Origin of the sequence: Roseospira marina, from assembly GCF_014197855.1 — a bacterium.
GTDB lineage: Bacteria > Pseudomonadota > Alphaproteobacteria > Rhodospirillales > Rhodospirillaceae > Rhodospira > Rhodospira marina.
In genome coordinates this window covers 26,182-50,759 of record NZ_JACIGJ010000020.1, presented here as the reverse complement: position 1 = coordinate 50,759, position 24,578 = coordinate 26,182, and the positions used below count along the sequence as shown (strand labels likewise).

General features: G+C 68.0%; 24 protein-coding genes. 3 read left to right on the top strand and 21 right to left on the bottom strand.

Going from position 1 to position 24,578, the window contains the following annotated elements; genetic code table 11:
- Positions 1-333: 333 nt before the first annotated feature.
- Positions 334-909 carry a hypothetical protein gene (locus GGD82_RS18165; protein ID WP_150063696.1) on the bottom strand — a complete coding sequence of 192 codons (576 nt, stop codon included), beginning with the start codon at positions 907-909 and terminating at the stop codon, positions 334-336.
- Between the two features lie 426 nt (positions 910-1,335).
- On the opposite strand from GGD82_RS18165, the gene GGD82_RS18160 reads away from it, so the two are divergent.
- Positions 1,336-3,072: a chloride channel protein gene (locus tag GGD82_RS18160; protein ID WP_150063697.1), complete on the top strand. Its 1,737-nt coding sequence runs from the start codon at positions 1,336-1,338 to the stop codon at positions 3,070-3,072.
- Positions 3,073-3,386: 314 nt separating this feature from the next.
- On the opposite strand, the gene GGD82_RS18155 is transcribed toward GGD82_RS18160, so the two are convergent.
- From GGD82_RS18155 to rpiB, 11 genes are all read right to left on the bottom strand, one after another.
- Complete coding sequence (locus GGD82_RS18155) at positions 3,387-5,507, bottom strand: sodium-translocating pyrophosphatase (protein WP_184013319.1); 2,121 nt, start codon at positions 5,505-5,507, stop codon at positions 3,387-3,389.
- A 233-nt stretch (positions 5,508-5,740) separates the two neighbouring features.
- Positions 5,741-6,244 (bottom strand): flagellar basal body-associated FliL family protein, encoded by a 504-nt coding sequence (locus GGD82_RS18150; RefSeq protein ID WP_150063698.1) that lies wholly within the window; start codon positions 6,242-6,244, stop codon positions 5,741-5,743.
- Positions 6,245-6,285: 41 nt separating this feature from the next.
- Positions 6,286-7,272 (bottom strand): thiamine-phosphate kinase, encoded by a 987-nt coding sequence (gene thiL / locus GGD82_RS18145; RefSeq protein ID WP_150063699.1) that lies wholly within the window; start codon positions 7,270-7,272, stop codon positions 6,286-6,288.
- Positions 7,273-7,307: 35 nt separating this feature from the next.
- On the bottom strand, positions 7,308-7,817 hold the full coding sequence (gene nusB, locus GGD82_RS18140) for a transcription antitermination factor NusB (protein ID WP_150063700.1): 510 nt from the start codon (positions 7,815-7,817) through the stop codon (positions 7,308-7,310).
- Between the two features lie 67 nt (positions 7,818-7,884).
- The gene (gene ribH / locus GGD82_RS18135) at positions 7,885-8,340 is read right to left on the bottom strand and encodes a 6,7-dimethyl-8-ribityllumazine synthase (RefSeq protein ID WP_150063701.1); all 456 of its coding nucleotides are present in this window, start codon (positions 8,338-8,340) and stop codon (positions 7,885-7,887) included.
- The gene (gene ribB, locus GGD82_RS18130; protein ID WP_246163993.1) at positions 8,337-9,461 is read right to left on the bottom strand and encodes a 3,4-dihydroxy-2-butanone-4-phosphate synthase; all 1,125 of its coding nucleotides are present in this window, start codon (positions 9,459-9,461) and stop codon (positions 8,337-8,339) included. The genes ribH and ribB overlap by 4 nt, the downstream gene beginning before the upstream one ends.
- 38 nt (positions 9,462-9,499) lie before the next feature.
- Positions 9,500-10,090: a riboflavin synthase gene (locus tag GGD82_RS18125; RefSeq protein ID WP_150063703.1), complete on the bottom strand. Its 591-nt coding sequence runs from the start codon at positions 10,088-10,090 to the stop codon at positions 9,500-9,502.
- 19 nt (positions 10,091-10,109) lie between these two features.
- A complete protein-coding gene (gene ribD, locus GGD82_RS18120) occupies positions 10,110-11,276 on the bottom strand; it encodes a bifunctional diaminohydroxyphosphoribosylaminopyrimidine deaminase/5-amino-6-(5-phosphoribosylamino)uracil reductase RibD (protein ID WP_150063704.1) in 1,167 nt (388 codons plus the stop codon).
- A 35-nt stretch (positions 11,277-11,311) separates the two neighbouring features.
- Positions 11,312-11,770 (bottom strand): transcriptional regulator NrdR, encoded by a 459-nt coding sequence (gene nrdR / locus GGD82_RS18115; protein ID WP_150063705.1) that lies wholly within the window; start codon positions 11,768-11,770, stop codon positions 11,312-11,314.
- 3 nt (positions 11,771-11,773) lie between these two features.
- Complete coding sequence (gene glyA / locus GGD82_RS18110; protein WP_150063706.1) at positions 11,774-13,069, bottom strand: serine hydroxymethyltransferase; 1,296 nt, start codon at positions 13,067-13,069, stop codon at positions 11,774-11,776.
- 90 nt (positions 13,070-13,159) lie between these two features.
- Entirely contained in the window at positions 13,160-13,612 is a 453-nt protein-coding gene (rpiB, locus tag GGD82_RS18105; protein ID WP_150063707.1) for a ribose 5-phosphate isomerase B, read from the bottom strand.
- A gap of 834 nt (positions 13,613-14,446) precedes the next feature.
- Between rpiB and GGD82_RS18100 the strand changes: the two genes are divergently transcribed.
- Positions 14,447-14,878 (top strand): Ros/MucR family transcriptional regulator, encoded by a 432-nt coding sequence (locus GGD82_RS18100; protein WP_150063708.1) that lies wholly within the window; start codon positions 14,447-14,449, stop codon positions 14,876-14,878.
- 257 nt (positions 14,879-15,135) lie between these two features.
- Here the strand turns inward: GGD82_RS18100 and GGD82_RS18095 are convergent, their stop codons facing one another.
- The 9 genes from GGD82_RS18095 to GGD82_RS18055 form a co-directional block, all read right to left on the bottom strand.
- Positions 15,136-15,342, bottom strand: a complete 207-nt coding sequence (locus tag GGD82_RS18095) for a DUF6898 family protein (RefSeq protein WP_150063736.1) — start codon at positions 15,340-15,342, stop codon at positions 15,136-15,138.
- 44 nt (positions 15,343-15,386) lie between these two features.
- Positions 15,387-16,316, bottom strand: a complete 930-nt coding sequence (gene mmsB / locus GGD82_RS18090; protein ID WP_150063709.1) for a 3-hydroxyisobutyrate dehydrogenase — start codon at positions 16,314-16,316, stop codon at positions 15,387-15,389.
- A 7-nt stretch (positions 16,317-16,323) separates the two neighbouring features.
- Positions 16,324-17,214, bottom strand: coding sequence for a 3-hydroxyisobutyrate dehydrogenase (gene mmsB, locus GGD82_RS18085; protein WP_150063710.1), 891 nt, complete (start codon positions 17,212-17,214; stop codon positions 16,324-16,326).
- A gap of 100 nt (positions 17,215-17,314) precedes the next feature.
- Positions 17,315-18,409 carry an enoyl-CoA hydratase/isomerase family protein gene (locus tag GGD82_RS18080; protein ID WP_150063711.1) on the bottom strand — a complete coding sequence of 365 codons (1,095 nt, stop codon included), beginning with the start codon at positions 18,407-18,409 and terminating at the stop codon, positions 17,315-17,317.
- A gap of 42 nt (positions 18,410-18,451) precedes the next feature.
- Positions 18,452-19,591 (bottom strand): isobutyryl-CoA dehydrogenase, encoded by a 1,140-nt coding sequence (locus tag GGD82_RS18075; RefSeq protein ID WP_150063712.1) that lies wholly within the window; start codon positions 19,589-19,591, stop codon positions 18,452-18,454.
- Between the two features lie 187 nt (positions 19,592-19,778).
- Positions 19,779-20,882, bottom strand: a complete 1,104-nt coding sequence (locus GGD82_RS18070; RefSeq protein WP_150063713.1) for a trypsin-like serine peptidase — start codon at positions 20,880-20,882, stop codon at positions 19,779-19,781.
- On the bottom strand, positions 20,879-21,469 hold the full coding sequence (locus tag GGD82_RS18065) for a hypothetical protein (RefSeq protein ID WP_150063714.1): 591 nt from the start codon (positions 21,467-21,469) through the stop codon (positions 20,879-20,881). The genes GGD82_RS18070 and GGD82_RS18065 overlap by 4 nt, the downstream gene beginning before the upstream one ends.
- A 192-nt stretch (positions 21,470-21,661) precedes the next feature.
- Positions 21,662-22,495, bottom strand: a complete 834-nt coding sequence (locus GGD82_RS18060) for an SRPBCC family protein (protein WP_150063715.1) — start codon at positions 22,493-22,495, stop codon at positions 21,662-21,664.
- A gap of 68 nt (positions 22,496-22,563) precedes the next feature.
- Positions 22,564-23,478: an NAD(P)-dependent oxidoreductase gene (locus GGD82_RS18055; protein WP_150063716.1), complete on the bottom strand. Its 915-nt coding sequence runs from the start codon at positions 23,476-23,478 to the stop codon at positions 22,564-22,566.
- 106 nt (positions 23,479-23,584) lie between these two features.
- On the opposite strand from GGD82_RS18055, the gene GGD82_RS18050 reads away from it, so the two are divergent.
- Entirely contained in the window at positions 23,585-24,556 is a 972-nt protein-coding gene (locus GGD82_RS18050; protein ID WP_150063717.1) for a 2-hydroxyacid dehydrogenase, read from the top strand.
- The last annotated feature ends 22 nt before the right edge of the window (positions 24,557-24,578 follow it).

Genomic DNA, 24,578 nt, shown 5'->3' with positions numbered 1-24,578 from the left:
ACCGCGATCCAGACCCGGGTCCAGGCGGTGATCAGAGGCAAAAAGTGTTACCTATGTCATCGGTCCAAAACGTTACCAATGTTTCCGGTTGCTCAAGGGGGGCGCTTCGCATCAACCCCACCCCGACCCTCCCCTATCCTGGGGAGGGCGGCCCGGCGGCCTGATTGCCCGAGGTGAGTCCTTCCCCCGAGACGCTCAGTCCGGATGATCTGTTCTATGGGAACACAAAGACAGCGTCATCCCGAAGCCCCGAAGGGGCGAGGGATCTCCCAAGGGAAGCGCGATCGGATCCGTTTTGTCTCGACCCAAGGCCGAGGTGCGAATCAGATCGCCTCAGTGGCAGAGGTAGCCGTACCACGTGCGATCGCGCGACGCGCCGTTGACCGCGAGGCCCTGAACCTCGAGGTGATGCACATGGCTGCCGTAGGCGACCACGCGAATCGCGGCCGCCGGTTCGCCGGTCAAATGGGCGGTCGCCGTGTCGCCGGTCATGGAATAGGTCGCCGGGACCACACGTTCATGCTCGCCCAGGAGCCTGAGGCGGCCGTCCTCAATCTCAAGGCTGGTCAGGCATGAGTCCGGAATGTAGTCATCGCCCACCCGCTTCTCAGCCTTAAACAAGCCCCAGCGCCCCACGAGAAACGGGGGGGCGCTGGGCACCGGCGCGCTGTAATCATTGATGTCCAGGTATTCCGACAGAAACACCCGGAAACCCTGCGCCTGCCGAATCTCCGACAAATACAGAATCGGATCGGTCGTCTTCAGTTCAGCGTAATGTTCTTCCATTACGCTTTCTTCGTGATTCAACAAAAAAATGTATCCACACCCCAAGATGGACAAGGCCGCAAGCATGGCTATGGCTCGGCGGCGCGGGGTGCGCCAAATACCGGATACCGTGGTCTTCTTCATCACTCACAATCCTTCCAGGCGGCACCCGAGCCCCATACGCATCGCGCCACACATCCCGTTCATCATGTCCGTTTATCGCGCCCACAACCCGTCCTGAGGTCGTGCGCGACCGGCGCCCGCTCCGTGTGGGTGCGGGCGAGCGGACCCTCGTGCCTAATCGTTTGGCACACTAGGGGGCAAGCCCGCTGGCGTCAGGGCTGGCATCCGCGATTCTCTGTTGTTTCGGTGTGGCTCTTATGTCAATTCAGGAGGCAAATTGCAAATCCGTGATGAGCATTGGCCCCATTGGCGGGCGGGACATAGAGTCTCGGCGCTGAAGGGGTTGTTGCTTGTTTCTGCACTCGCATTCATCTATTGCGTCAATATCTAGCGTTGGTCTGGTCAATCGGCATGGAATCTTCGGTAAACACACGAACGCGGGCGCCGATGGGTCTCGTTTCTTTAAGTATTCTTGCTCTGGTTGTTGGTGCCGTCACGGGGGTGGGAGCCGCGCTTCTTCGCGTTCTCATCGCGGTGGTTCACAACGCCGTGTTTCTGGGGGAGTTCGGCTGGTCGTACGTCGCCAATGATCCCACGCCGCCCAGCCAGTGGGGGCCCTTCGTGATCCTGGCGCCAGTCGTCGGCGGCCTGATCGTCCTGTTCCTGGTGCGACGGTTCGCGCCGGAGGCCAAGGGGCACGGCGTGCCCGAGGTCATGGCCGCAATCTTCTACAACAATGGACGCATCCGGCCCGTAGTGGTCATCATCAAGTCCCTGGCCTCGGCGCTGTCCATTGGCAGTGGGGCCTCGGTCGGGCGCGAGGGGCCGATTATCCAGATCGGCAGCGGCATCGGATCCACGTTGGGGCAGCTGTGCCATCTGGCCCGCTGGCAGACCATCACCCTGGTCGCCGCCGGCGCGGGGGCCGGCATCGCGGCGACCTTCAACACGCCGCTTGGCGCGGTGATGTTCACCATCGAGCTGATGCTGCCCGAGGTCAGCGCGCGCACCTTCCTGCCGGTCGTCCTCGCCACCAGCACGGCCACCTACGTCGGACGGATTTTCTTCGGGATCGAACCGGCCTTCACGGTGCCGACCGAGGTGCTGCCCGAACTGCTGTTCCCCAGCACCGTTCAGTTCCTGCCGGTCTATGTGGTCTTCGGGATCCTGTGCGGGGGGGCGGCGGCGCTGTTCGTCTGGTTCCTGCACTGGGTGGAGGACTTCTTCGACGACATGCCGCTCAATCCGTACGTCAAGAACGTCATTGGCATGACCTGCCTAGGCGTCATGATGTACGTGTTTTTCCTGATCTATGGCCGGTATTTCACGGACGGCGTCGGGTACGCCACCATCCAGAGTATCCTCAACGGTGACATGACGTTCGCCTATCTGATGGCGATCCTGTTCTTCGCGAAGCTGCTGGCCACGTCCATCAGTCTGGCGTCGGGCGCGTCCGGCGGCGTCTTCTCCCCGTCGTTGTTCCTGGGCGCGACGCTGGGCGGCTGCTTCGGCGCCATCCTGACCGTGGCCTGGCCGCATTTGGGCCTCGGACCGATCCAGTTCGCCATCATCGGTATGGCGGCCATCGTCGGCGGTGGCACGGGCGCGGCCATGACCGGGATCCTGATGATCTTCGAGATGACCGGCGACTACACGATCATCGTTCCCGTCACCATCGCCGTGGCGGCCGCCATCGGCACCCGCCGCGTGCTGATGGAGGACAACATCTACACCATGAAGCTGGCGCGCCGGGGGCAGCACATCCCCAAGGAACGCCATTCGCACATGTTCACCATCCGGAAGGTCCGCGACCTGATGGCGCCGGTGGTGGCCCGGCTGACGACGGACGACTTGAACCGCCAGGACACGGGCTGTCACGTGAGGGATGCCAGTGCGCTGATCGCCGACCACTACGCCACCGTGGAAGACGCCCGGGGCCATCTGGTCGGCGTGCTGCCGACCGACGCTCAGGGACGCCCGTTGCCCGGCGCCGCGCTCATCACGACCTACACCATTATCATCGAGGGGGACTTCGTTCAGGCGCTCATGACCCGTCTGGCCAAGCGGAACACGTCCCTGGCCGTGGTCCTGAAGGAGCGGGGCGCGGTTCGTCCCTACCGCGTCACCGGCGTGGTGCACCGGGACGGCGTGGCCAAGGCTATCCTGGACGAATACCGGGGCTGACGGCCCCGCCGCCGCTCACACAGGCTACGACGTTGAGACCCGCCGGGCTCCAGTGCATGGAGCCCGGCTTTTTTTTGGGGACCCGACAGAGGGGCCGTGATCCGACCTCAGGACGGCCGAGAGCCATCCGCCGGTCTGGGGCGCTGTGGATGCGCCATGGACGCGCCGAGGCGGGCCAAAGCGGGGCAGGGTGTTGGTCCCCCTCACGCTGGCGCTCGCGTACCCAAAAAAAAACGGCACGCCGGAGGTGATCCGACGTGCCGTCGTATCTGCGATCCGCGCCCCCCATCGGGGAGGGCGCGGGCCGGTGTTTTTTAGACGCCGTGGGCCATGACGGCCAGCAGCAGCAGCGCCACGATGTTGGTGATCTTGATCATCGGGTTCACCGCCGGGCCGGCGGTGTCCTTGTACGGATCGCCCACCGTGTCGCCGGTGACCGCGGCCTTGTGCGCCTCGGAGCCCTTGCCGCCGTGGTTGCCGTCCTCGATGTACTTCTTGGCGTTGTCCCAGGCGCCGCCGCCGGCGGTCATCGAGATCGCGACGAACAGGCCGGTGATGATGACGCCCAGCAGCATCGCACCCAGCGCTGAGAAGGCCGCCGACGGTCCGGCGATGAACTGGATGACGAAGAACAGCACGATCGGCGACAGCACCGGCAGCATGGACGGGATGATCATTTCAAGGATCGCCGCCTTGGTCAGCATGTCGACGCACCGGCCGTAGTCCGGCTTGGCGGTCTTTTCCATGATGCCCGGGATTTCCTTGAACTGACGCCGCACCTCGTTGACGACCGAGCTGGCGGCGCGGCCGACGGCGGTCATGCCGAGCGCCCCGAACAGGAACGGCAGCAGGCCGCCGATCAGCAGACCGACCACGACGAACGGGCTGGACAGCGAGAAGTTCGCCTCGACGCCCGCGAACATCGGGTACGTCTCGGGGTTGGCCGTGAAGTAGCTGAGGTCCGAGGTGTAGGCCGCGAACAGCACCAGCGCGCCCAGACCGGCGGAGCCGATGGCGTAGCCCTTGGTGACGGCCTTGGTCGTGTTGCCGACCGCGTCCAGGGTGTCGGTGACCTTGCGCACGCTCTCGTCCAGTTCCGCCATCTCGGCGATGCCGCCGGCGTTGTCGGTGACCGGACCATAGGCGTCCAGCGCCACGACCATACCCGCCAGCGCCAGCATGGCGGTCACCGCGATGGCGATGCCGAACAGCCCGGCCAGCAGGTAGGCGCAGATGATGGCGGCGCAGATGATAAGCGCCGGCACCGCCGTGGCTTCCATCGACACGGCCAGACCCTGGATGACGTTGGTGGCGTGACCGGTGGTCGAGGCCTTGGCCACCGAGCGTACGGGGCGGAACTCGGTCGAGGTGTAGTACTCGGTCACCCAGATGAGCAGGCCGGTGACCACGAGGCCGACGACCGCGCACAGGAACAGCGACCAGGGGCCGAACGTGCTGCCGCCCACGGTCCATTCCGCGTTGAAGCCCAGCAACAGCGCGGTCATGACCGCGATGCCGCCCAGCGAGAACAGGGCCGACATGAAGAAGCCGCGATACAGCGCGCCCATGATCTTCGTCGAGCCGTCCTTCAGCTTGACGTAGTAGGTGCCGGCGATGGAGGCCAGGATGCACACGCCGCCGATGGCCAGCGGATAGGCCATCATGGTCGACTGCCAGTCGGTGCCCAGGAAGAAGATCGACGCCAGCACCATGGTGGCCACCACGGTCACGGCGTAGGTCTCGAACAGGTCGGCGGCCATGCCGGCGCAGTCGCCGACGTTGTCGCCCACGTTGTCGGCGATCACGGCCGGGTTGCGCGGGTCATCCTCGGGGATGCCGGCCTCGACCTTGCCCACCAGGTCCGCGCCGACGTCGGCGCCCTTGGTGAAGATGCCGCCGCCCAGTCGGGCGAAGATGGAGATCAGCGACGCGCCGAAGCCCAACGCCACCAGCGGGTCAATCAGGCCGCGCCCCTCGGCGCCCATCATGAGCAGAATGACGTAGTAGGTGACGACCGACAGCAACGCCAGACCGGCCACCAGCATGCCGGTGACCGCGCCGCTCTTGAACGCAATCTCAAGGCCGCGTCCCAGGCCCTGTCGGGCGCCTTCGGCCGTGCGCACGTTGGCGCGCACGGACACCAGCATGCCGACGAACCCGGCGATGCCCGAGCAGATGGCGCCGAGGGCGAAGCCGAAGGCCACCGTGAGGTCCAGAACGAACATAAGGATCAGGAAGACGACAATGCCGACTCCGGCAATGGTCAGGTACTGCCGCTTCAGGTAGGCCTGTGCTCCCTCCTGCACCGCGCCCGAGATGCGCCGCATCTCATCGGTTCCCGTGTCCGCCGCCATGATGGCGCGGACCGTCTTGACGCCATACACGAGCGCCGCAAGGCCGCACGCGATGACAAATATATAGAGTACGATCAGCATCTTGGATTGCGCCCTTCGCTTAAGATTTAACCGACCGTTTAGGTCTCGGTTGTCTGCCGCGTTGCCCCACCGTTATCGGGCCGAACCGCGCATCTCGTCTGGACACAGGGGGCATCCCCTTAATTTTTTGTTATGGTCGGACCGGAGCCTGCCAGAAGACCCGGTTCCAAGCAACGTAAGACCCGTCAGGCCGATCCTGCGCGCGCCTAGGGATGCATGCGCGCTCAATAACCCTATCGAAAATAGGCGTTGTCAATCAGCACGTCGTAAATGGAGTCGCCCTCCATTTCACGGCGCGCAAGCGCGTTCAGAACCGCTTTCAAACCGGGACCGTCGAGTCGCCCGGCCCGATCACGCAGCTCCGGTAGCTTCTGGATCAGGCCGGTCAGAAAGGCGTCGTTGAGGCGGGGCATCGCCTGCGTGACGGCGGCCTCCTTCTCGGGATTGATGTGCAGGCGCAGACTGAGGTTGAGGTGCCGGTTCACCTGACCGTCGACGATCAGAGGAACGGCAAACTGCGGCATCCGCAGGAATGTGGGGGAGGGGCCATAGTCCGACGCCGGCGGCTCGGCGTGGGCCTCAGCCTCGGCCTCTGCGGGCTCGTCGGCGGGCGGCGCCATGCCGAGAATGGGGCCGACGCCCAGCACGTCGGGGATGATGCCGCCGAGGGTCAGCCCGACGGTGGCGCCGCCCAGGACGACGATCGCCAGGACGACGATCAGGAGCAGCTTGACCATGGCGTCTGTCCTCTCTCTCTCAACCGGTGCCCGCGCAAGCCCTACCAGTGATGGCGCCAGCCCGGCGTGTCAAGAAGGACGGGTTGCCCCTGCGCGTCGATGAGGGCAATCTCCGCGCCCGGCTCCAGCCGCCCGATGCACGCCACGGGAACATCGGCGGCGCGTGCGGCGGCCTGGACGGCGTCCGCCCGGTCGGGCGGGGCGGCGAACAGCAACTCGTAATCGTCGCCCCCGCCCAGCACCGCGGACACCAGCCCGGGATCCGCGTCGACGCAGGCCCGGGCCGCCGGGGAGAGCGGTACGCGCCCGGTCTCCACCCGGGCACCGAGCCCGCTGGCCGTGCACAGGTGGCCGAGGTCGCCGACGAGCCCATCGGAGACGTCCAACGCCGCCGTGGCAAGGCCCCGCAGCCCCACGCCGAGGCGCACGCGGGGGCAGGGCACATGGTAGCGTGCGATCAGCGCGTCACGATGGGTGGAGTCGGCCGGGGCCACGGCGCCCGTGAGGACCTTCAGGCCCAACGCCGCATCACCGATGGTGCCGGAGACCCACAGGTCGTCGCCCGCGCGGGCGCCGCCCCGGGTCAGGGGAGCGCCCGGCGGCGCCGATCCCAGGATGGTGACGGAGATCGTGACCGGTCCGGGGGTCGAAACGGTGTCCCCGCCGAGCAGGCCGATGGTCCAGGCCTCCAGGTCCGCGCCCAGGCCGGCGGCGAAGCCGTCCAGCCACCTGTCGTCCTCGGCCGGCGACAGCGCCAGCGTGAGCACCACCCCGACCGGCGTGGCCCCCATGGCGGCCATGTCGGACAGGTTGACACGCAACGCCTTCATGGCGACCCGGTCCGGTGGGTCCTCGGGCAAAAAATGCACACCGGCCACCAGCATGTCGGCGCTGATGACGGTCGCCTGCCCCTCGGGGAACGGGGGAAGCACGGCGGCATCGTCCGCCAGCCCGAGCGCCGCCGGACAGCGCCGGGCCAGGGGAGCGAACAGCGTCGTGATGAGATCGAACTCGCCTCGCCGGGCCATGGGGACCTCCCTGTCCGCGTCCGCAAGCGCTACCGTCAGCGGGGGGCGAATGCGTCCGGATAGACCTGACGGGCGACGCGGTCGAGTACGGCGTTGACCAGCTTGACCTCCGGCCCGTCGTAGAACGCGCCGGCCAGATCGACGTATTCGGTGATGGTGACGCGCGGCGGAATGTCCTCGATCGCGGTCAGCTCGTACACCGCGACCCGCAGGATGGAACGGAGCAGCAGCTCCAGCCGGGTGCCGCGCCAGTCGCCGCTCAGGCTGCCGTCGATGATCTCGTCCAGGCGCGCCGTCTCCGCGCCGGCGCCGCGCCCCAGCCGGGTCAGCAGCAGTGTGTCGGCGGGGGCGAGGGGGGTCGCCACCTCGCGGGGCTCGAACAGCCCCTCCGGATCGGGGATGTCGGCCAAGGCTTCCCCGCCCAGGCGACCCTCCAGCAGCTCGCGTAGGACCTCGTCGATCCGGGCGTCGCCGACAGCGGTCGCATACAGGGCCTGAACCGCCGCCAGACGTGCGGCGCTGCGGCGCCGGGCACTGGTGCTCATATCGTGGTGTCCGTTCCAAAAAAGGGGGCCAGGCCCCCGGGCCTCGCGAGGGAGGCCGAAAGTGGGCTTACAACCCCAGTTCGCGCTTGACCTCGATCATGCGCAGGCAGGCGCGGGCGGCCTTGCCGCCCAGGTTCTTGCCCTCGGTGCGCGCCCGATCCATCGCAAGCTCCCGGGTCGGGCAGGTCAGGATGCCGTTGCCGAGCGCCAGGGAGTAGTCGAGCACCAGTCGGCTAACGCCAGACATGGTCTCGTGGCAGACATGCTCGTAATGATCAGTCTCGCCCTTGATGGCGCAGCCGAGCACCACATAACCCGCGTAGCGATGATCGGTCGCCCGCAGTTCCATGGTGCGCACGGCATAGCGCACCACGGCGGGAATCTCCAGAATCCCCGGGACGATGATGCGCTTGTAACCGGCGCCCTTGGCCGTCAGTTCCTGGACGCAGCCGCGCACGAGTTGGTCCGCGATGTCCTCGTAGAAACGCGCCTCGACGATCAGAATGCGTGCGCCATCGGTCATGATCCGGAACCTTCCGCGTCGGGAATCTGGCGTTGTTCGATCACCCGGAGGCCATAGCCGTCCAGCGCGATGATGTTACGATGCGTGTTCGACAACAGGATCATGTCGCGCACCCCAAGATCCAGCAGGATTTGCGCCCCGACGCCGTAATCGACCAGGCGGCCGTCCTCGCCCTCGCCTTCGAGGCGGGCGCGCACGCGGCTCGACAGCGCGGTCGGGTGCGGCTCCCGGATCAGCACGATGACGCCCTGACCGGCCGCGCCGATGGCCTCCATGGCGTCGTGCAGCACCTCGCCCTTGCCGCTGCGGGCGTCGTGCAGCAGGTCGTCCAGCACGTTCAGCGCGTGCACCCGCACCAGAGTCGGCGTGTCCGGGGCGATCGTGCCCTTCACCAGGGCGATGTGCTCGGCATAGGCCACGGTGTTGACGTAGACGACCATGCGCCAGTCGCCGCCGTGCTGGGAATGCAGCTCGGTTTCGATCTCGCGCTTGACCAGCCGTTCGGTGCGGCGGCGGTAGGCGATCAGATCGGCGATGGTGCCGACCTTCAGGCCGTGGAACTGGGCGAAGCTCACCAGATCCGGCATGCGCGCCATGCTGCCGTCGTCGTTCATGACCTCGCAGATGACGCCGGCCGGAACCAACCCGGCCAGCCGCGCCACGTCCACGGCGGCCTCGGTGTGGCCGGCGCGGACCAGAACGCCGCCCTGCCGCGCCATCAGCGGGAAGACGTGCCCGGGGGTCGCGATGTCGTCCTTGCCCTTCGACGGGTCGATGGCGACCGCGACGCTGTGCGCCCGGTCGGAGGCCGAAATGCCCGTGGTCACCCCCTCCTTGGCCTCGATGGAGTAGGTGAAGGCCGTGCCGTGGCGGGTGCTGTTCTGCTGTGGCATCAGGGGCAGGCCGAGGGCACGACAGCGCTCCTCGGTCATGGCGAGGCAGATCAGGCCCCGGCCGTACTTGGCCATGAAATTGATCGCGTCCGGGGTCGCCATCTGGGCAGGGATGATGAGATCGCCTTCGTTCTCGCGATCCTCATCGTCCACCAGAATGAACATGCGGCCGTTGCGGGCGTCTTCCAGAATCGCTTCTGGTGGCGCCAGGAACTCACGGAAGCTCACATGGGTGGTTTTTACGGTGTCCGACTGTCCCACGCCCATTACTCCCGCGTTTCCAACAAACGCGCCACGTAGCGCGCCAGCATGTCGATCTCGAAATTGACCGTGTCGCCCACGGCCAGACCGCCGAAGGTCGTCACCTCGGTGGTGTGAGGAATAATGTTCACCCCGAACCGGCGGTCGTCCACCTCGTTGACCGTCAGCGATACGCCATCCAACGCGACCGAGCCCTTGCCGGCGACATAGCCCTTGAGCGTCTCCGGCACCTCGAACACGAACCGGGTGGACTCGCCGTCGGACCGCCGCTCGATGACGGTGGCGATGCCGTCCACGTGCCCGGAGACGATATGCCCGCCCAGCTCTGCGCCCAGCGCCAGGGCACGCTCCAGGTTGACCGCCTTGCCCTCGGTCCAGCCGCCGAGCGTCGTCTTCAACAGGGTTTCCCCGGACGCCTGGACCGCGAACCAGTCCGGCCCGGTCTCCACGACCGTCAGACAGCAGCCGTTGCAGGCGATGGACGCCCCCATGGCGATGGTGGTGGTGTCGTAGCCGGTTGTGATCTCTATGCGGGTGTCGCCGGACCGTTCCAGGCGGCGCACCCGGCCGAGGTCCGTGATGATGCCGGTAAACATGGACTGCAATCGCTTTTCGTCAGGGGAAAACCACAGGATCAGGCGGAGGCGTCGCCCGGTCCCCCGCGACCCGCCGCAGCGTTGTCAGGAGATCGGGGCCGGCGCGCGTTCGGTCCAGGGGCGCAAAATTGGCGCAATCGGCGAGCCGGTCAACCCCGAAGCCGGCCGCGACCGGCCGCGCCGCATCGCCCAGCAGCTTTGGCGCCGCGAACCAGGCCAACCGATCCACCCGGTCGGCGGCCAGAAACGCGCCGATCAGCCGGCCGCCGCCCTCGACGAGCAGGCGGGTCAATCCCTCCGCGCCGAGCGCATCCAGCGCGGCGGGGATCGACACACGCCCTGTGTCGTCGGGCGCGACCGGCAGGATGCGGACGCCGTGCGACTCCAGGCGGGCGCGCCGGTCGGCGGGCGCGGGTGTGGCGCAGACGACCCAGGTCGGCTGCCGTACCGCCGTCCGGACAAGCTGGCTGTCGGGGGGCAGGGCAAGCGCGCTGTCGAACACGACGCGGACCGGGGCGCGGTCCTCCAGCCCCGGAAGACGGCAGTCGAGCCGGGGATCGTCCGCGACGGCGGTGCCGAGTCCCACGGCGATGGCGTCGTTCTCCGCGCGCAGCCGGTGGCCCCGCGCGCGGGCCTGCGCGCCGGTGATCCAGCGGCTTTCGCCCGAGGCGGTGGCGATGCGGCCGTCGAGGGTGGCGGCGGCCTTCACGGTCACCAGCGGCCGCCCGACCGTAACCCGCAGCAGAAAGCCGGCGGTCAAGTCCGCCGCCGCGCGGGCATCGGGATGTTCGGGGGGCAGGGCGTGGACCGCGACACCGGCCTCGGCCAGGCGGGCCAGCCCGCGCCCGCTGACGCGCGGATCGGGATCCGTCAATGCCACCACGACCCGGGACACGCCGGCCGCGATCAGCGCGTCGGCGCAGGGAGGGGTCTTGCCGTAATGGGAGCAGGGTTCCAGCGTGACATAAGCGGTGGCGCCGCGCGCCCGGTCGCCGGCGCGGCACAGGGCCTCCGGTTCCGCATGGGGCCGCCCGCCGGGCTGGGTCCAGCCACGCCCGACCACGACACCGTTGCGGACCAGGACGCAGCCCACGGCCGGATTGGGCCAGGTGCGGCCGAGCCCCCGGCGCGCCAGCGCCAGCGCCGCGCCCATGTGGCGGCGATCCTCGCGGGGGGCGTCACTCATGGCGGGGGCGTCCGGGGTCGCCATCGTCGGGGCGGTCAGGCGTCCTCACCGCCCAGCTTCCCCACGAAACTCTCGAAATCCTTGGCCTCGCGGAAGTTCCGGTAGACGGACGCGAATCGCACGTAGGCCACGGGGTCAAGCGTGGCCAGCGCGTCCATGACCATCTCACCGACGGTGTTCGATGGGATCTCGGTCTCACCGGAGCTTTCCATCCGCCGTTGGATGGCGTTGACCACGCGCTCGATGCGGTCGGTGTCGATCGGCCGCTTGCGGCAGGCGATCTGGATCGACCGGGCCAGCTTATCGCGCTCGAACGGTGTCCGCTGACCGTTTTTCTTGACGATCACCAGATCGCGGAGTTGAACGCGCTCGAACGTCGTGAAGCGCGACTGGCATCCGGGGCAGAAGCGACGGCGCCGAATAGCGGCGCCGTCCTCCGTCGGACGCGAGTCCTTCACCTGGGTGTCCATATTGCCGCAGAACGGACACCGCATGGTTCAGAGCCCCTGATAGATCGGGAAGCGGGCGCACAGCTCACGCACCCGCTCGCGCACGGCACCCTCGACCGCGCTGTTGTCCTCGCGGTTGGCGGCCAGCCCGTCCAGCACCTCGGCGATCATTTCGCCGACCTGCTCGAACTCGGCCGCGCCGAAGCCGCGCGTGGTCGCCGCCGGGGAGCCCAGGCGGACGCCCGAGGTGACCATCGGCTTTTCCGGGTCGAAGGGAATGCCGTTCTTGTTGCAGGTCATGCCGGCCCGCTCCAGCGCGGTCTCGGCGATGTTGCCGGTCAGCCCCTTCGGTCGCAGATCGACCAGAACCACATGCGTGTCGGTTCCGCCCGAGACCAGATCGAGGCCATGCTTCATCAGGGTCTCGCCCAGGACGTGCGCGTTCTCCTTCACCCGCTCGGCGTAGGTCACGAACGAGGGCCGCAGCGCCTCGCCGAACGCGACCGCCTTGGCGGCGATGATGTGCATCAGCGGTCCGCCCTGGAGGCCCGGGAACACGGCGGAATTGATCTTCTTGCCCAGCGCCTCGTCGTTGCTGAGGATCATGCCGCCGCGCGGACCGCGCAGGGTCTTGTGGGTGGTGGTGGTGACGATATCCGCATAGGGCAGCGGGCTGGGATGGACCTTGGCGGCCACCAGACCGGCGAAATGGGCCATGTCCACCATCAGATAGGCGCCGACGGAGTCCGCGATCGCGCGGAAGGCCTTGAAGTCGATCTCGCGCGGGTAGGCCGAGCCGCCGGCGATGATGAGCTTCGGCTGGTTTTCCTTGGCGAGCTTGGCGACTTCGTCGAAGTCGATGCGGCCGTCCTGAAGCCGCACGCCGTACTGCACCGCGTTGAACCACTTGCCGGACTGCGCCGGCGCCGCCCCATGGGTCAGGTGACCGCCGGCCGCCAGCGACATGCCCAGGATGGTGTCGCCCGGCTTGCACAGCGCCAGCATGACCGCGCCGTTGGCCTGCGCGCCGGAGTGCGGCTGCACGTTGGCGAACTGGCAGCCGAACAGCTCCTTGGCGCGGGCGATCGCAAGCACTTCGGCTTCGTCGACGAACTCGCAACCCCCATAGTACCGTCGGCCGGGATACCCCTCGGCGTACTTGTTCGTGAGGACCGTGCCGGCCGCTTCCAGTACCGCGCGCGATACGATGTTCTCGGAGGCGATCAGTTCGATCTGGTCCTGCTGGCGGACCAGCTCACGCCCGACGGCCGCGCCCACGTCGGGATCGGCCTCGGACAAGCCGGCGGAGAAGAAGCGGTCGATGTCGGAAACGGGAGAATCCATGGGTGCGCAGTCCTTCCTGCCTGAATCGCCCCGTCCGGCCGGGGCGTAAGACCATCATCGCGTGGACGGGCGGTCCAGTCCGCGCGGAAATCACAGGGCGGGCATGGCGCCCAGTTTGTGTACGCGCCGCGCGTGGCGGCCGCCCTCGAACGCGGTGTCGAGGAAGGCATCCACGCAGTCGCGGGCGACCTCCACCCCGGTGGTGCGCCCGCCCAGCACCAGAACGTTGGCGTCGTTGTGCTGGCGGCACAGGCGCGCGCCGGTCACGTCATGGACCAGGGCGCCGCGAATGAAGGGGTAGCGGTTGATGGCGATCGAAATGCCGACGCCGGTTCCGCACAGTAGCAGACCCCGCTCGGCTCGGCCCTCTTGGATCGCCTGGGCCAGGGTGGCGGCGAAATCCGGGTAGTCCACCGACGCCGTGTCGTCGGTTCCGAGGTCGATAGCCTCCAGCCCGCGTGCGGTCACATGGTCGCGCAGGGCGGCCCGAAGATCGATGGCCCCGTGATCCGAGGCCAGGAGTATCGCGTTGGACACCGGCACCCCCGTGGCAGGAACAACATCAGAAACACACTATGGACGTCCGGCGCGCAGACACCGGGCGTGCGCACGTCGGGGCGATGGACGCCGGCTCGGCCGACACCTTATCGGAATGGCGTCTTTCGAAACGACGCTGGCCGGACCCGAAAGACTTTCGTGCCGGTGCGGGCCGTGACACCCGAGGCCCAAAAGAGGAGGCCCATAAGAGACGGTCCCCACCGCGCCGAAGCCTTACCCTGGCCGATCCGAGGGTGTGCTACCACATCTCGCCGAGAAATACCAAGTTCCTACACTGCATGGTCCCGCGCGGGCTTCAGGATGGCCCCAAGATGGCCCCAGGATGGCCCCAAGATGGTCACGGAGGGCTCCAAGGATGGTGTGCACGTGGTGCTGTTGAGGGGGGCCGCACGGTCGGCGCCCCGCGAGACCAAACCGGACTCGTGAATGCGGGCCAGAGAAGTGCTATTGCGGGTTGAGGGTTCGACAAGACGGTGTCCAAGTCGAGCGATGAGCGGGACATCGGGGCGACAGGGCCTCGCGTTCGAGGGCAATGACCGGTCTCAAAGATCAATCGAGGCTGTCGACAGCCGCCTTTACATTGCAAATTCATGCCTCCGCCGTTCGGGTTTCGACGGATCTCGGATAGCGCGAACTCGGTATTGATTATTGTATCGGCCGGCGTAGTGTAGTAGTTAATACTGTAACGGGGAGGGGACATTTGGCCGCGCCTACCAGGGTCGACCCAATGAATGTCCGGTCACGAGGTTTTGTCGCGGGCGTGCTGCCCGCCCCTGTTCGGAAGCGACACGCTTACATCAAGAGAGAAGAGAAACAAGCATGACGGAAGAAACTTCGACCGCTTTGCCGCGCGAGGAGATGCTGCGGCTGGCGGTCAGTATCGTGACGGCGTACGTCGGCAATAACCCTTTGCCGGCAGGGCAGATTCCTGAGTTGATCCAGACCGTCTACGCGTCGCTGATTGGGCTCGGCCAGCAGCAGGCCGAAGTCAAGACAGAGGCCCAGAAGCCGGCTGTTCCGGTTCGCAAATCCATCTTCCCAGATTACATCGTGTGTCTGGAAGACGGCAAGAAGCTGAAGATGCTCAAGCGGCATTTGCGCACCAACTATGACATGACGCCGGACGAGTACCGTGCGAAGTGGGGTCTTGCGGCCGACTATCCCATGGTGGCGCCGAACTACGCCGCCCAGCGGTCCGAGTTCGCCAAGAAGATCGGGTTGGGCCGTAAGGCCGGAGGGGGGCAGGGCTGATCCCTCTCTGGTGACGCTCTCGCGTGATTCGCTTCCTGGTGTGCGCTTCCGTTGTCGGCTGTCCCAGCGCTCGGTGCCCGTCGGCGTCCTGCGCCGCGGGGATCGTGAGGTGAGGCGTCCCGGGGTGAGCCCCTCCCGGGAAGGGCGTGCCGCCGACGGAACCGCGCCGTGTCGTTGGGCCGTCGGCGAGCTTCCGCGCTCCATACCGCGTCGCGTGGCGATCGACCCGTCTCGTCGGTGAGCAGAGCCGGGACCGATCAGGGCAATTTGCCGTCCCGGCGCAAGACGTACTTCAGTTTGCGAAGGGCTGCGGCCTTCAACGAGGCTTCGGTCAGGCGAGGATCGCCGACCATGCTGACCTCTGTGTTGGTGTATGGATCGATCGCCGACACCCGCACGACGCTGCCCTGGTAAGCAAACTCGAACAGGATCTCACGTCGTTGCGCCCCGCTCGTCGTGGTCATCGCTCGCCTCTCCCGGAAGGGCGCCGCGGCCGGCGTCGGATCCGTCATGATCTGGACCTCTCTATCATCCGGATGATGCCGGAAAAGTCTACGGCGCCGTGGCCCTGGCCGCAGAACAGCGCGTACAGCGCCTCGGCGAGCCCACCCAGCGGCGTGGTGGCGCCGCTGGTGGCGGCCGCCTGCTGGGCCAGCTTCAGATCCTTGAGCATGAGCGCCGACGCGAAGCCGCCGGTGTAGCCACGACTGGATGGCGCGGTTGGCACCATCCCCGGCACCGGGCAATAGGCCGTCACGGACCAGCATTGGCCCGACGCTTGGGAGGCGACCTCGAACAGTCGCGCCGGATCCAGGCCCAGGCGGTCGGCCAAGGTGAACGCCTCCGCCACGCCCAGCATCTGAATCCCGGCCATCATGTTGTTGCAGATCTTCGCCGCTTGGCCGTTGCCGGCCGGGCCGGTGTGGATGACGGCGCGTCCCATGGCCGCAAGCACGGGTTCGGCGCGCCGAAACGCGTCGTCCGGGCCGCCGACCATGAGGGCGAGGGTCGCCGCCTCCGCCCCGGGCACCCCGCCCGACACCGGGGCGTCGAGCATCGACAGGCCGGCCGCGTCGGCGGTGGCGGCCAGCGCCCGGGCCGTTTCCACGTCGATGGTCGAGCAGTCGATGAACAGCGTGCCCGGTGCCGCCGCCGCGAAGGCGCCGCCGCCGTTGGATGATGACCCCTCGTCTTCGCCGGTCAGGACCGCCCGGACGTGCCGCCCCATGGGCAGCATGGTGATGACGATCGCGGCGCCCGAAACGGCGTCCGCCACGGACGCGGCCGTACCCACGCCCGCTTCGGCGGCGCGCGCCACGGCGTTCGGGTCCATGTCAAAGCCGCGCACGGTGTGGCCGGCTTTGACCAGATTGGCGGCCATGGGGGCCCCCATGTTGCCCAGCCCGATGAAGCCGATGGTGTGGGGGGCAGACGCCATGGCCGCGCTACTCCTGGCCATCGATCATGCGGATGATGCCCGAGAAATCGAGCCCGTCGTGCCCCTGGTTGCAGAACAGGGCGTACAGGCTTTCGGCGGCCGCTCCCATGGGGGTCGCGGCGCCGCTGCGGGCGGCGGCCTCCTGGGCGAGCTTCAGGTCCTTCAGCATCATCGCGGCCGTGAACCCCGGCGCGTAGTCGCGGTTGGCCGGGCTGGTGGGCACGGGGCCGGGCACCGGGCAATAGGTGGTCAGCGACCAGCACTGACCCGAGGCCTTAGAACTGACGTCGAACAGTTTCTGGGCGTCCAGCCCCAGCCGCTTGGCCAGCATGAAGGCCTCGGCGACCGAGATCATCTGAATGCCGAGCATCATGTTGTTACAGACCTTGGCGGCCTGCCCGGTGCCGGGGCCGCCGGCATGCACGACGGCCTTGCCCATGACCTCCAGGATCGGCCGGGCGGCGGTGACGGCCGCGTCGGGCCCGCCGACCATGAAGGTCAGGGTGCCGGCCTCGGCGCCGCCAACCCCACCGGAGACCGGGGCGTCGACCATGTGCAGACCCGCCGCCTCGGCGGCGGTGGCGACGGCGCGGGCGGTGTCCACATCAATGGTCGAGCAGTCGATCAGCAGGGTGCTCGGCGCGGCGGCGGCGAGGATTCCGCCCTCGTCCAGGTAGACGCTGCGCACGTGCGGACCGGCCGGGAGCATGGTCAGGACGACCTCCGCGCCCTCGACGGCGTCCGGCACGCTGCCGGCGCGGGTGGCGCCGGCCGCCTCCGCGCGGGCCAGCGCCGCGTCCGACAGATCGAAGGCCCGCACCGTGTGCCCGGCCTTGACGAGGTTGGCCAGCATCGGGCCGCCCATGTTGCCGAGCCCAATGAATCCGATGGTCGCCATGTGGGGTCCTCCTCCCTGTGTGTGGTCCGCCGGCGTGTTGTTGGGTGCCGGTCGGGAGCCGTGGTCCGGTTCAGTCTGCGCCACGTCAATCCGCGCCACGTCAATCCGGGAAGGTCAGTGCCTCCCTATCGTCGAGCGGGGCGAAAAAGCCGTCGACCGTGGTCGCGTCGACCGCTTCCAGCGTGGCGGGGGTCCAGCGTGGCCGGTTGTCCTTGTCCACCAGAGTGGCGCGCACGCCCTCGACGAAGTCCGGGGCACGCAGGAAGCGGCAGGCCAGCCGGAACTCCGTCTGCATGGCCGCATCGAAGTCCAGATCGGCCCCCAAGCGCATTTGGCGCAGGGTGACCTTCAGCGATGTTGGCGCCTTCTGACGAAGGATGGCGGCGGTCCGCGCGGCCCAGCTCTCTTCGCCCGTGTCGGCCGCCTGTCGGTCGAGGGCCGCGAGCATCGCCTCCACACTGTCCAGGCCGAACACGGCGTCGATGGCGGCTCGGTGCGGAGCAAGGGGGGCCGGCCCGGGGTCTTCATGGAAACGGTCGAGCACCGCCGCCACCACGTCATCCGCCGCCTCGGGGGTCTCCGCCTCGGCTGTGGCATCCCGTAGGGCCGCCTCCAGGGCATCCAGGTGGGCGGCGGGCACGACATGCGTCGCGATCCCGGCGTACAGGCAATCGGCGGCCTTCAGGCGCTCCCCGGTCAGGGCGAGCCAGGTCCCAACCCAGCCCGGACAGCGCGGCAGAAAATACGTGCCGCCGACGTCGGGAAACAGGCCGATCCCCGTTTCCGGCATGGCGAACACGGTGTTTTCGGTCACGATGCGGTAACGGCCGTGGACGGAGATGCCGACCCCGCCCCCCATCACGATGCCGTTCAGGAAGGGCAGGACCGGCTTCGGGTAGGTCTTGATGAGCCGGTCGAGGGTGTATTCTTCGCGGAAGAAGCCGCGAATGGTGGCGTCGTCGCCGGTGCGCGCGGCCTCGGCCAGCACCCGGATGTCACCCCCGGCGCAGAACGCCCGGTCGCCCGCGCCCTCCACGACCACCGCCTTGACGGCCGGGTCGGTGGCCCAAGTGCGCAGCGTGGTGTCCATGGCGCGGATCTTGGACAGGGTCAGCGCGTTCAGCGCGCGCGGCCGGTTGAGCCGGATGCGGCCGATGCCGCCCAGCACGTCGAACAGGATCTCCGGTTCGCTCATGAACGCTCCCGTAATGGCGAAAAGAGGGGGCCGTGCCGGCCGTCAGTCCGCCAGCAGGCGGCGGCCGATGATGACCCGCATGATTTCGTTGGTGCCCTCCAGGATGCGGTGCACCCGCAGGTCCCGCAGGATCCGCTCCACCGGGTATTCGCGGATGTAGCCGTAGCCGCCGTGGAGCTGAAGGGCCTGATCGCAGACCGTAAACCCGGTGTCGGTCGCCAGCCGCTTGGCCATCGCGCACAGTTTGGTGGCGTCGGGATCGGCCGCGTCCAGGGCGACGGCGGCCTTGTGCAGCAGCAGGCGCGCGGCCTCCAGATGCGTGGCCATGTCGGCCAGGGTGAACCGGGTGGCCTGCAGGTCGGCGATGGCCCGGCCGAACTGCTTGCGCTCGCGGACGTAGGCGGTGGCGGCGTCCATGGCGCCGCGCGCGCCGCCGAGGGAGCACGCCCCGATGTTGATGCGCCCGCCGTCCAGCCCCTTCATGGCGAAGGTGAAGCCGTCGCCCTCCGCCCCCAGGCGGTTGGCGGCGGGGACTCGGCAGCCGTCCAGGATGACGGCGGCGGTCGGCTGGCTGTTCCAGCCCATCTTGCGCTCGGGTTTCCCAAACGACAGGCCGGGCGTGTCCTTTTCCACCACGAAGGCGGAAATCCCCTTGGGGCCGGGCTCGCCGGTGCGGGCCATGACGAGATAGAGGTCCGAGCGCCCGCCGCCGGAGATGAACGCCTTTTCCCCGGTCAGGACGTAGCTGTCCCCATCGGCCTCGGCCCGCGTCTTCAGCGACGCCGCATCGGATCCCGCGCCCGGTTCGGTCAGGCAGTAGCTGGCGAACCGCTCAATGGTGCACAGGCCGGGCAGCCAGCGGGTGCGCTGCTCCTCCGACCCGAAGCGGTCGATCATCCAGCAGACCATGTTGTGAATGGTTAGAAACGCCGCCGTGGAGGGGCAGGCGGTCGCCAACTCCTCGAAGATCAGCGCGGCGTCCAGCCGCCCCAGGCCGGAGCCGCCGACGTCGTCGCGCGTGTAGATGGCCGCGAACCCAAGCTCCGCCGCTTGACGCAGGACGTCCTCGGGAAAGATCTTCTCCTCATCCCACCGCGCGGCCTGCGGCGCCATCACGTCGGCGGCGAAGGCGCGCGCCACGTCCTGAAACTGAACCTGATCCTCGGTCAGTCGAAACTCCATCGTCCCGTACCCCGTGTCGCTCCCCCGGGCACGCGCATCGGGTGCCCTGATTGTGTTTGCCAGGGATCATAGAGTGGGGGAGGGGCGACGAAAAGATGGCCGGCGTGTTTTTTGTACGCTGCCGTATGGTGGGCGGTAGGGGGCGCCGCGCCCCGGGGCGGATCCGGCCCCAGGATCGGGATCCGGATCAGGCGACGGCAAGCCACGCGGCGTCGTCGGACGGCGCGATGGCGCGGCCCTCGGCGGCGCCGAACTGAACGTAATGCGCCAGCGGGCCGCCGGCGAAGTCGGCGACGTCGGGGTTGGCCGCCACATAGGCCGAGGTGTCGAAGGCGGCGGACGGATCCCGGCCCTCGGCCCAGCCAAAGGCCAGATAATGCTCCAGCGGGTCGACTCCAGAGCCGGCAATGTCGGCGTAGACCGCCTCATAGCCGTCGACGTCGAACCATGCGTTCGGATCGCGGCCCTCGTGCCAACCGAAATTGGTGTAATGCGCCAGCGGATCGAGCCCGGCCGCCGCGACGTCCGCGTTCTGCTCCAGGTACCACGCGGCATCGAACGCTGCGCTTGCGGCGCTGGAGACGGTGGTTGTGCCGCCCACCCCGATGACCGGCCCATCGGCGGTCGGGATCAGGCCATCGTTGCCGGCGATCCAGTTTTGAATCAGGGCGTAGTTGGCGCCCACGTCGGCGGCCCACCCGCTGGTCGAGCCCACGCCGACGGCCACTGCTTCGCCCGCCCCGTTGATGTACCAGAGGGGACTGCCGCTGTTGCCCGGGTTAGTCTCGATCGACGTGTAGTCGAAGACGTCGGCGCGTGCGTTGTCGGTGGCCACGCCGACGTCGGTGGTCATGCGCGCCTGCCCGTCGGTGCGGTAAATTGCGGGGTAGCCGGTGAAGTTGTACGTGCCCGTCGTGCCGCCGCCGTCCAGGCCGAAGAGGCCGGTGGTGTCGCCAACCCGGCTGTTCAGGCCCAACACGGCGATGTCGCCCGCCGATTCCGATGCGAAGATCAGGCCATCCCCATCCGTGTCGATCGGAAGGTAGTCAATCGTGCTCGCCGTGTATTCGCCGTAGAGCGCGACGCCCGCGTCGTACCCGGGAATGACGGTGACGCTGTTCGCGACCCCCCAGGCTGCGTCGTAGATGACGTGCGACGCGGTCAGGACGTCATTCGGTCCGACCATGAACCCGGTCGCCGCGAAGACGTTGCTGCCGCCGAAGTCCGCGATGACATAACAGACGCCGCTGTAGGGGTAGGTATCGTTGGCACCCTCGACATAGGTCGTCATCGGTTCTGGTCTCCGGCGTCGTCCGAGGGCGCAACACGCCGCGCATCCTCGGGGATCAGAACGGCCTGGGCGGTTCCGGCGGGACCGCGCAGGGTTCGCATGCCCTCGGGACCGGGGGCGTTCGGGTTCCGCAACACTCGCAAAATCCGACCCTCGGGGTCTGTGACCACCAGCACGAACCGGGCCGGGCCACCCGCGGGCGGGGTTTCATTTACGAACCGCAGAACCGGTTCCGTCACGCCGTACTCAACAACAGCCGCCCCCATGCGCGCCGGATCGTCGTTGCGCAGGGGGCGTCGGCTCATGGGCGGACCCAAACGCGCCTCCACCGCCTCGATCGAGTCGCCGACCCCGATCCGCAGAACCACGCCGGACGGGTGCGGCGTCTCGCCCGGATCCTGTGTGGGATGGTGCGGCATCGGAGGGGCCTGCGGCGGGGCCAATTCGGCGGACGAGGGCGGCGCCGTGCGGTCGCCGGAGCGATGTCGCGGCGGATGTCTAGGGGGGCTGCATGCGGTCAGGCCCGTCACCGCGCCGGCCGCCACAAGGGCGGTCAGCGCCACGTCGCGCCGACGGACCGTTCGCATGCTTGCGTCCTCATGACACCAAAAGAGCCGCCGCCGCGACGGCGCACTCATATCCGGTTCCCTCCGAGGAGACAACGGTGAAGAAAGTGTGTTCGTAGCCGCGCAGACCGCCGTCGGGCGCGCCGCACGCCCATTGGGGAGACAGGATGCCAGGACGGATACGCGAAACGCGGCGTCCCCGACGCCTTGGTGTCACGTAAGCGCGAGGCTCAGGGTGACCACCAACACTGCGATTGCCGCCACCCAGGCCGCCAAAACGGCAAACGTCTTCCCCGTCAGGGCAAGGCGCACCGGCGGGGGCGACGTCAAAGGCGGAACCCGGGCCGGCGGCAGAGGGGGATTGGGATCGGCGGTCTGAGGGCCGATCTCGATCGGGCCGAGGGGCGGCTGCGTGGTTGCGGTCGTGGTGGGTTGGGGGCGCGCTTCGGCCGCCGTGTTGGTCGGGGCGGCTGCGCTGGCGGCCGGAATTGGCCCCGCGATCGGTTCGGACGGTGTGTCGGGCGGCGGTTCGGGGGCTATCACAGGCTCTGGTTCGGGCTCGGTGATCGTCTCGCCGGTCTCCGTGTCCACCACCTCCGGGGGCGCGCCGCCCACTCGCTCAGAGAAGGCGCGGAAGAAGTCATCCGCCGTTTTGGTGGCGACGCCCTTGACCAGACGTCCGCCCACGCTGGCCAGCTTGCCGCCGACGCTGCCCTGCGATTCATAGCGCAGCACGGTGACGTCCGGCCCGTCCTCGGTCAGCGACACGGAGGCGCTGCCCTTGACGAACCCGGCCGCGCCACCCTGGCCCTGGCCGCTGATGACGTAGCTTTCCGGCGCGTTGACGTCCGACAGCGTCACGGTGCCCGAAAACTTCGCCGACACCGGGCCGACCTTCGCCTTCAGCTTGGCGGTGAGTTCCGTGTCCGAGACGCGCTCCAGGCTTTCGCAGCCGCTGATGCAGTGCTTGAGCACGTCCGCATCGTTGAGGGCCTCCCAGACGGTCTGTCTCGGCGCCGGAATGCGGTACTCGCCGCTGAACTCCATGGACGCTTCCTCCCCATTATTTTGTCGTTTTGATCCGGTCCCGCGTCTTTGCCGTCAGTTCGCGGCGATCATTTTGCAGCGATCATTTTATAGATTCCCTGCGTGCCGTCCTCGCGCCCGCCCTCGGCGGCGAAGCGTTCGAACAGCGTCCGCGCCAGGGTCAAGCTCTCCAGATCCAGGGCCATGCGCTCGGCTTCCGCTCCGGCGATGCCCATGTCCTTGATGAAGTGATGCACATAGAATCCGGGGGCGAAATCGCCCTCGGCCATGCGCTTGCCCAGCACGTTCAACTGGAACCCGCCGGCCGCGCCGCCGCCGATGACCTCCAGAACCTGGTCCAGGTCCAGGCCCGCCGCCTTGCCGTAGGCCAGCCCCTCGGCGACGCCGAGGATGGTGCTGGCGATGACCGTCTGGTTGACCATCTTGGTGTGCTGTCCGGCTCCCGCCGGCCCGAGCCGGGCGATTCCCTTGCCCATCTGCTCGAACAGGGGCCGCACGGCGTCGAAGGCCGCCGCGTCCCCGCCGACCATGATGGCCAGGGTGGCGTTCTGTGCGCCCACGTCCCCGCCGGAGACCGGGGCGTCGAGCGCATAGGCGCCGCGCGTGCGCGCCGCCTCCGCGATCCGCTCGGCAAGGCTGGGGGAGGAGGTGGTCATGTCGATGGCCACGGCTCCGGGCTTCAGGTTGGCGAGAATGCCCTGTTCGGGCGCGCCCTCCGGCCCGAAATAGACCGCCTCCACATCGGCGGGATAGCCCACCATCGTGACAATCACATCGCAGGCGGCCGCCAGGGCCGCCGGATCGTCGTGCCACGTGGCGCCCGCCGCCAGCACCGGGGCGGCCTTGTCCCGGGTCCGGGTGAAGACATGCAGGGGGTAGCCGGCCGCCTGGATATGGACCGCCATGCTGCGGCCCATAATGCCCAGGCCGATGAAGCCGACCGCTGTGGTGCCGGGGGTAACCGTCACGATCCCGTGTTGCATGCTGAACCTCGTCCCCAAACGTGTGTTGCGCGCGGCGTACCGGTCGCCATGATGGTCGCCGCGATGCCTATAAGATCAAGATGCCCGAGAGTATAAGGAGGAGATTATGACCGCGAAACCCGTGCTGGCGCTGGCGCGCACGCTCCCGGACGATGTCGAGGCCCGCGCGGCCCGGGACTATGACGTGCGCGCGGCGCCCGTGGACACGCCCGCCCTGGGCGGCGAGGCGCTGGTCGCGCATGCCGACGGGGCCGATGGTCTGCTGGTGGCGCCCGGCAACGCGGTGACCGCCGAGGTGATCCAGGCTCTGCCGGACTGTGTGCGGGTTATCGCCACCTTCTCGGTCGGGTTCGACCACATCGACTTGGACGCCGCGCGCGCGCGCGGCCTGATCGTGACCAACACGCCGGACGTGCTGACCGACGCCACGGCCGACATCGCGATGCTGTGCATGCTGGGCGCGGCGCGCCGGGCCGGCGAGGGCGAGGCCATGATGCGGGCCGGGGAGTGGATCGGCTGGGCGCCGACCCAGATGATGGGCGTGCAGGTGACCGGCAAGCGGCTCGGCATCATCGGCATGGGGCGTATCGGTCGCGCCGTGGCAAAGCGGGCGCGCGCCTTCGATATGACGATCCACTACCAGGACAGCAAGAAGCTCGACACCGCCGTGGTGGGCGACGCGATCTACCACGCGACCGTCGAAGACCTGTTGCCGCACTGCGACTTTGTCAGTTTGCATTGTCCGGCGACGCCGGAGACGACGAAGCTGATGAACGCGGAACGGCTGGCGCTGCTGCCGAAGGGGGCCGTGCTGGTCAACACGGCGCGTGGCACGGTGGTCGACGACGAGGCCGTGATCGCTGCGCTGAAAAGCGGGCAACTCGCCGCCGCCGGGCTGGACGTGTTCACGGGCGAGCCGAACGTGCACCCGGGCTACCGGGATCAGCCCAACACCTTCCTGCTGCCGCATCTGGGCAGTGCCACCATCGAAACCCGCAACGCCATGGGCTTCCGGGCGCTCGATAACCTGGACGCGGTGCTTTTGCGCGGCGAGGCCCCCGGCGATCGGGTGGTCTAACGAGGGCAGGGAACGGCGCTCG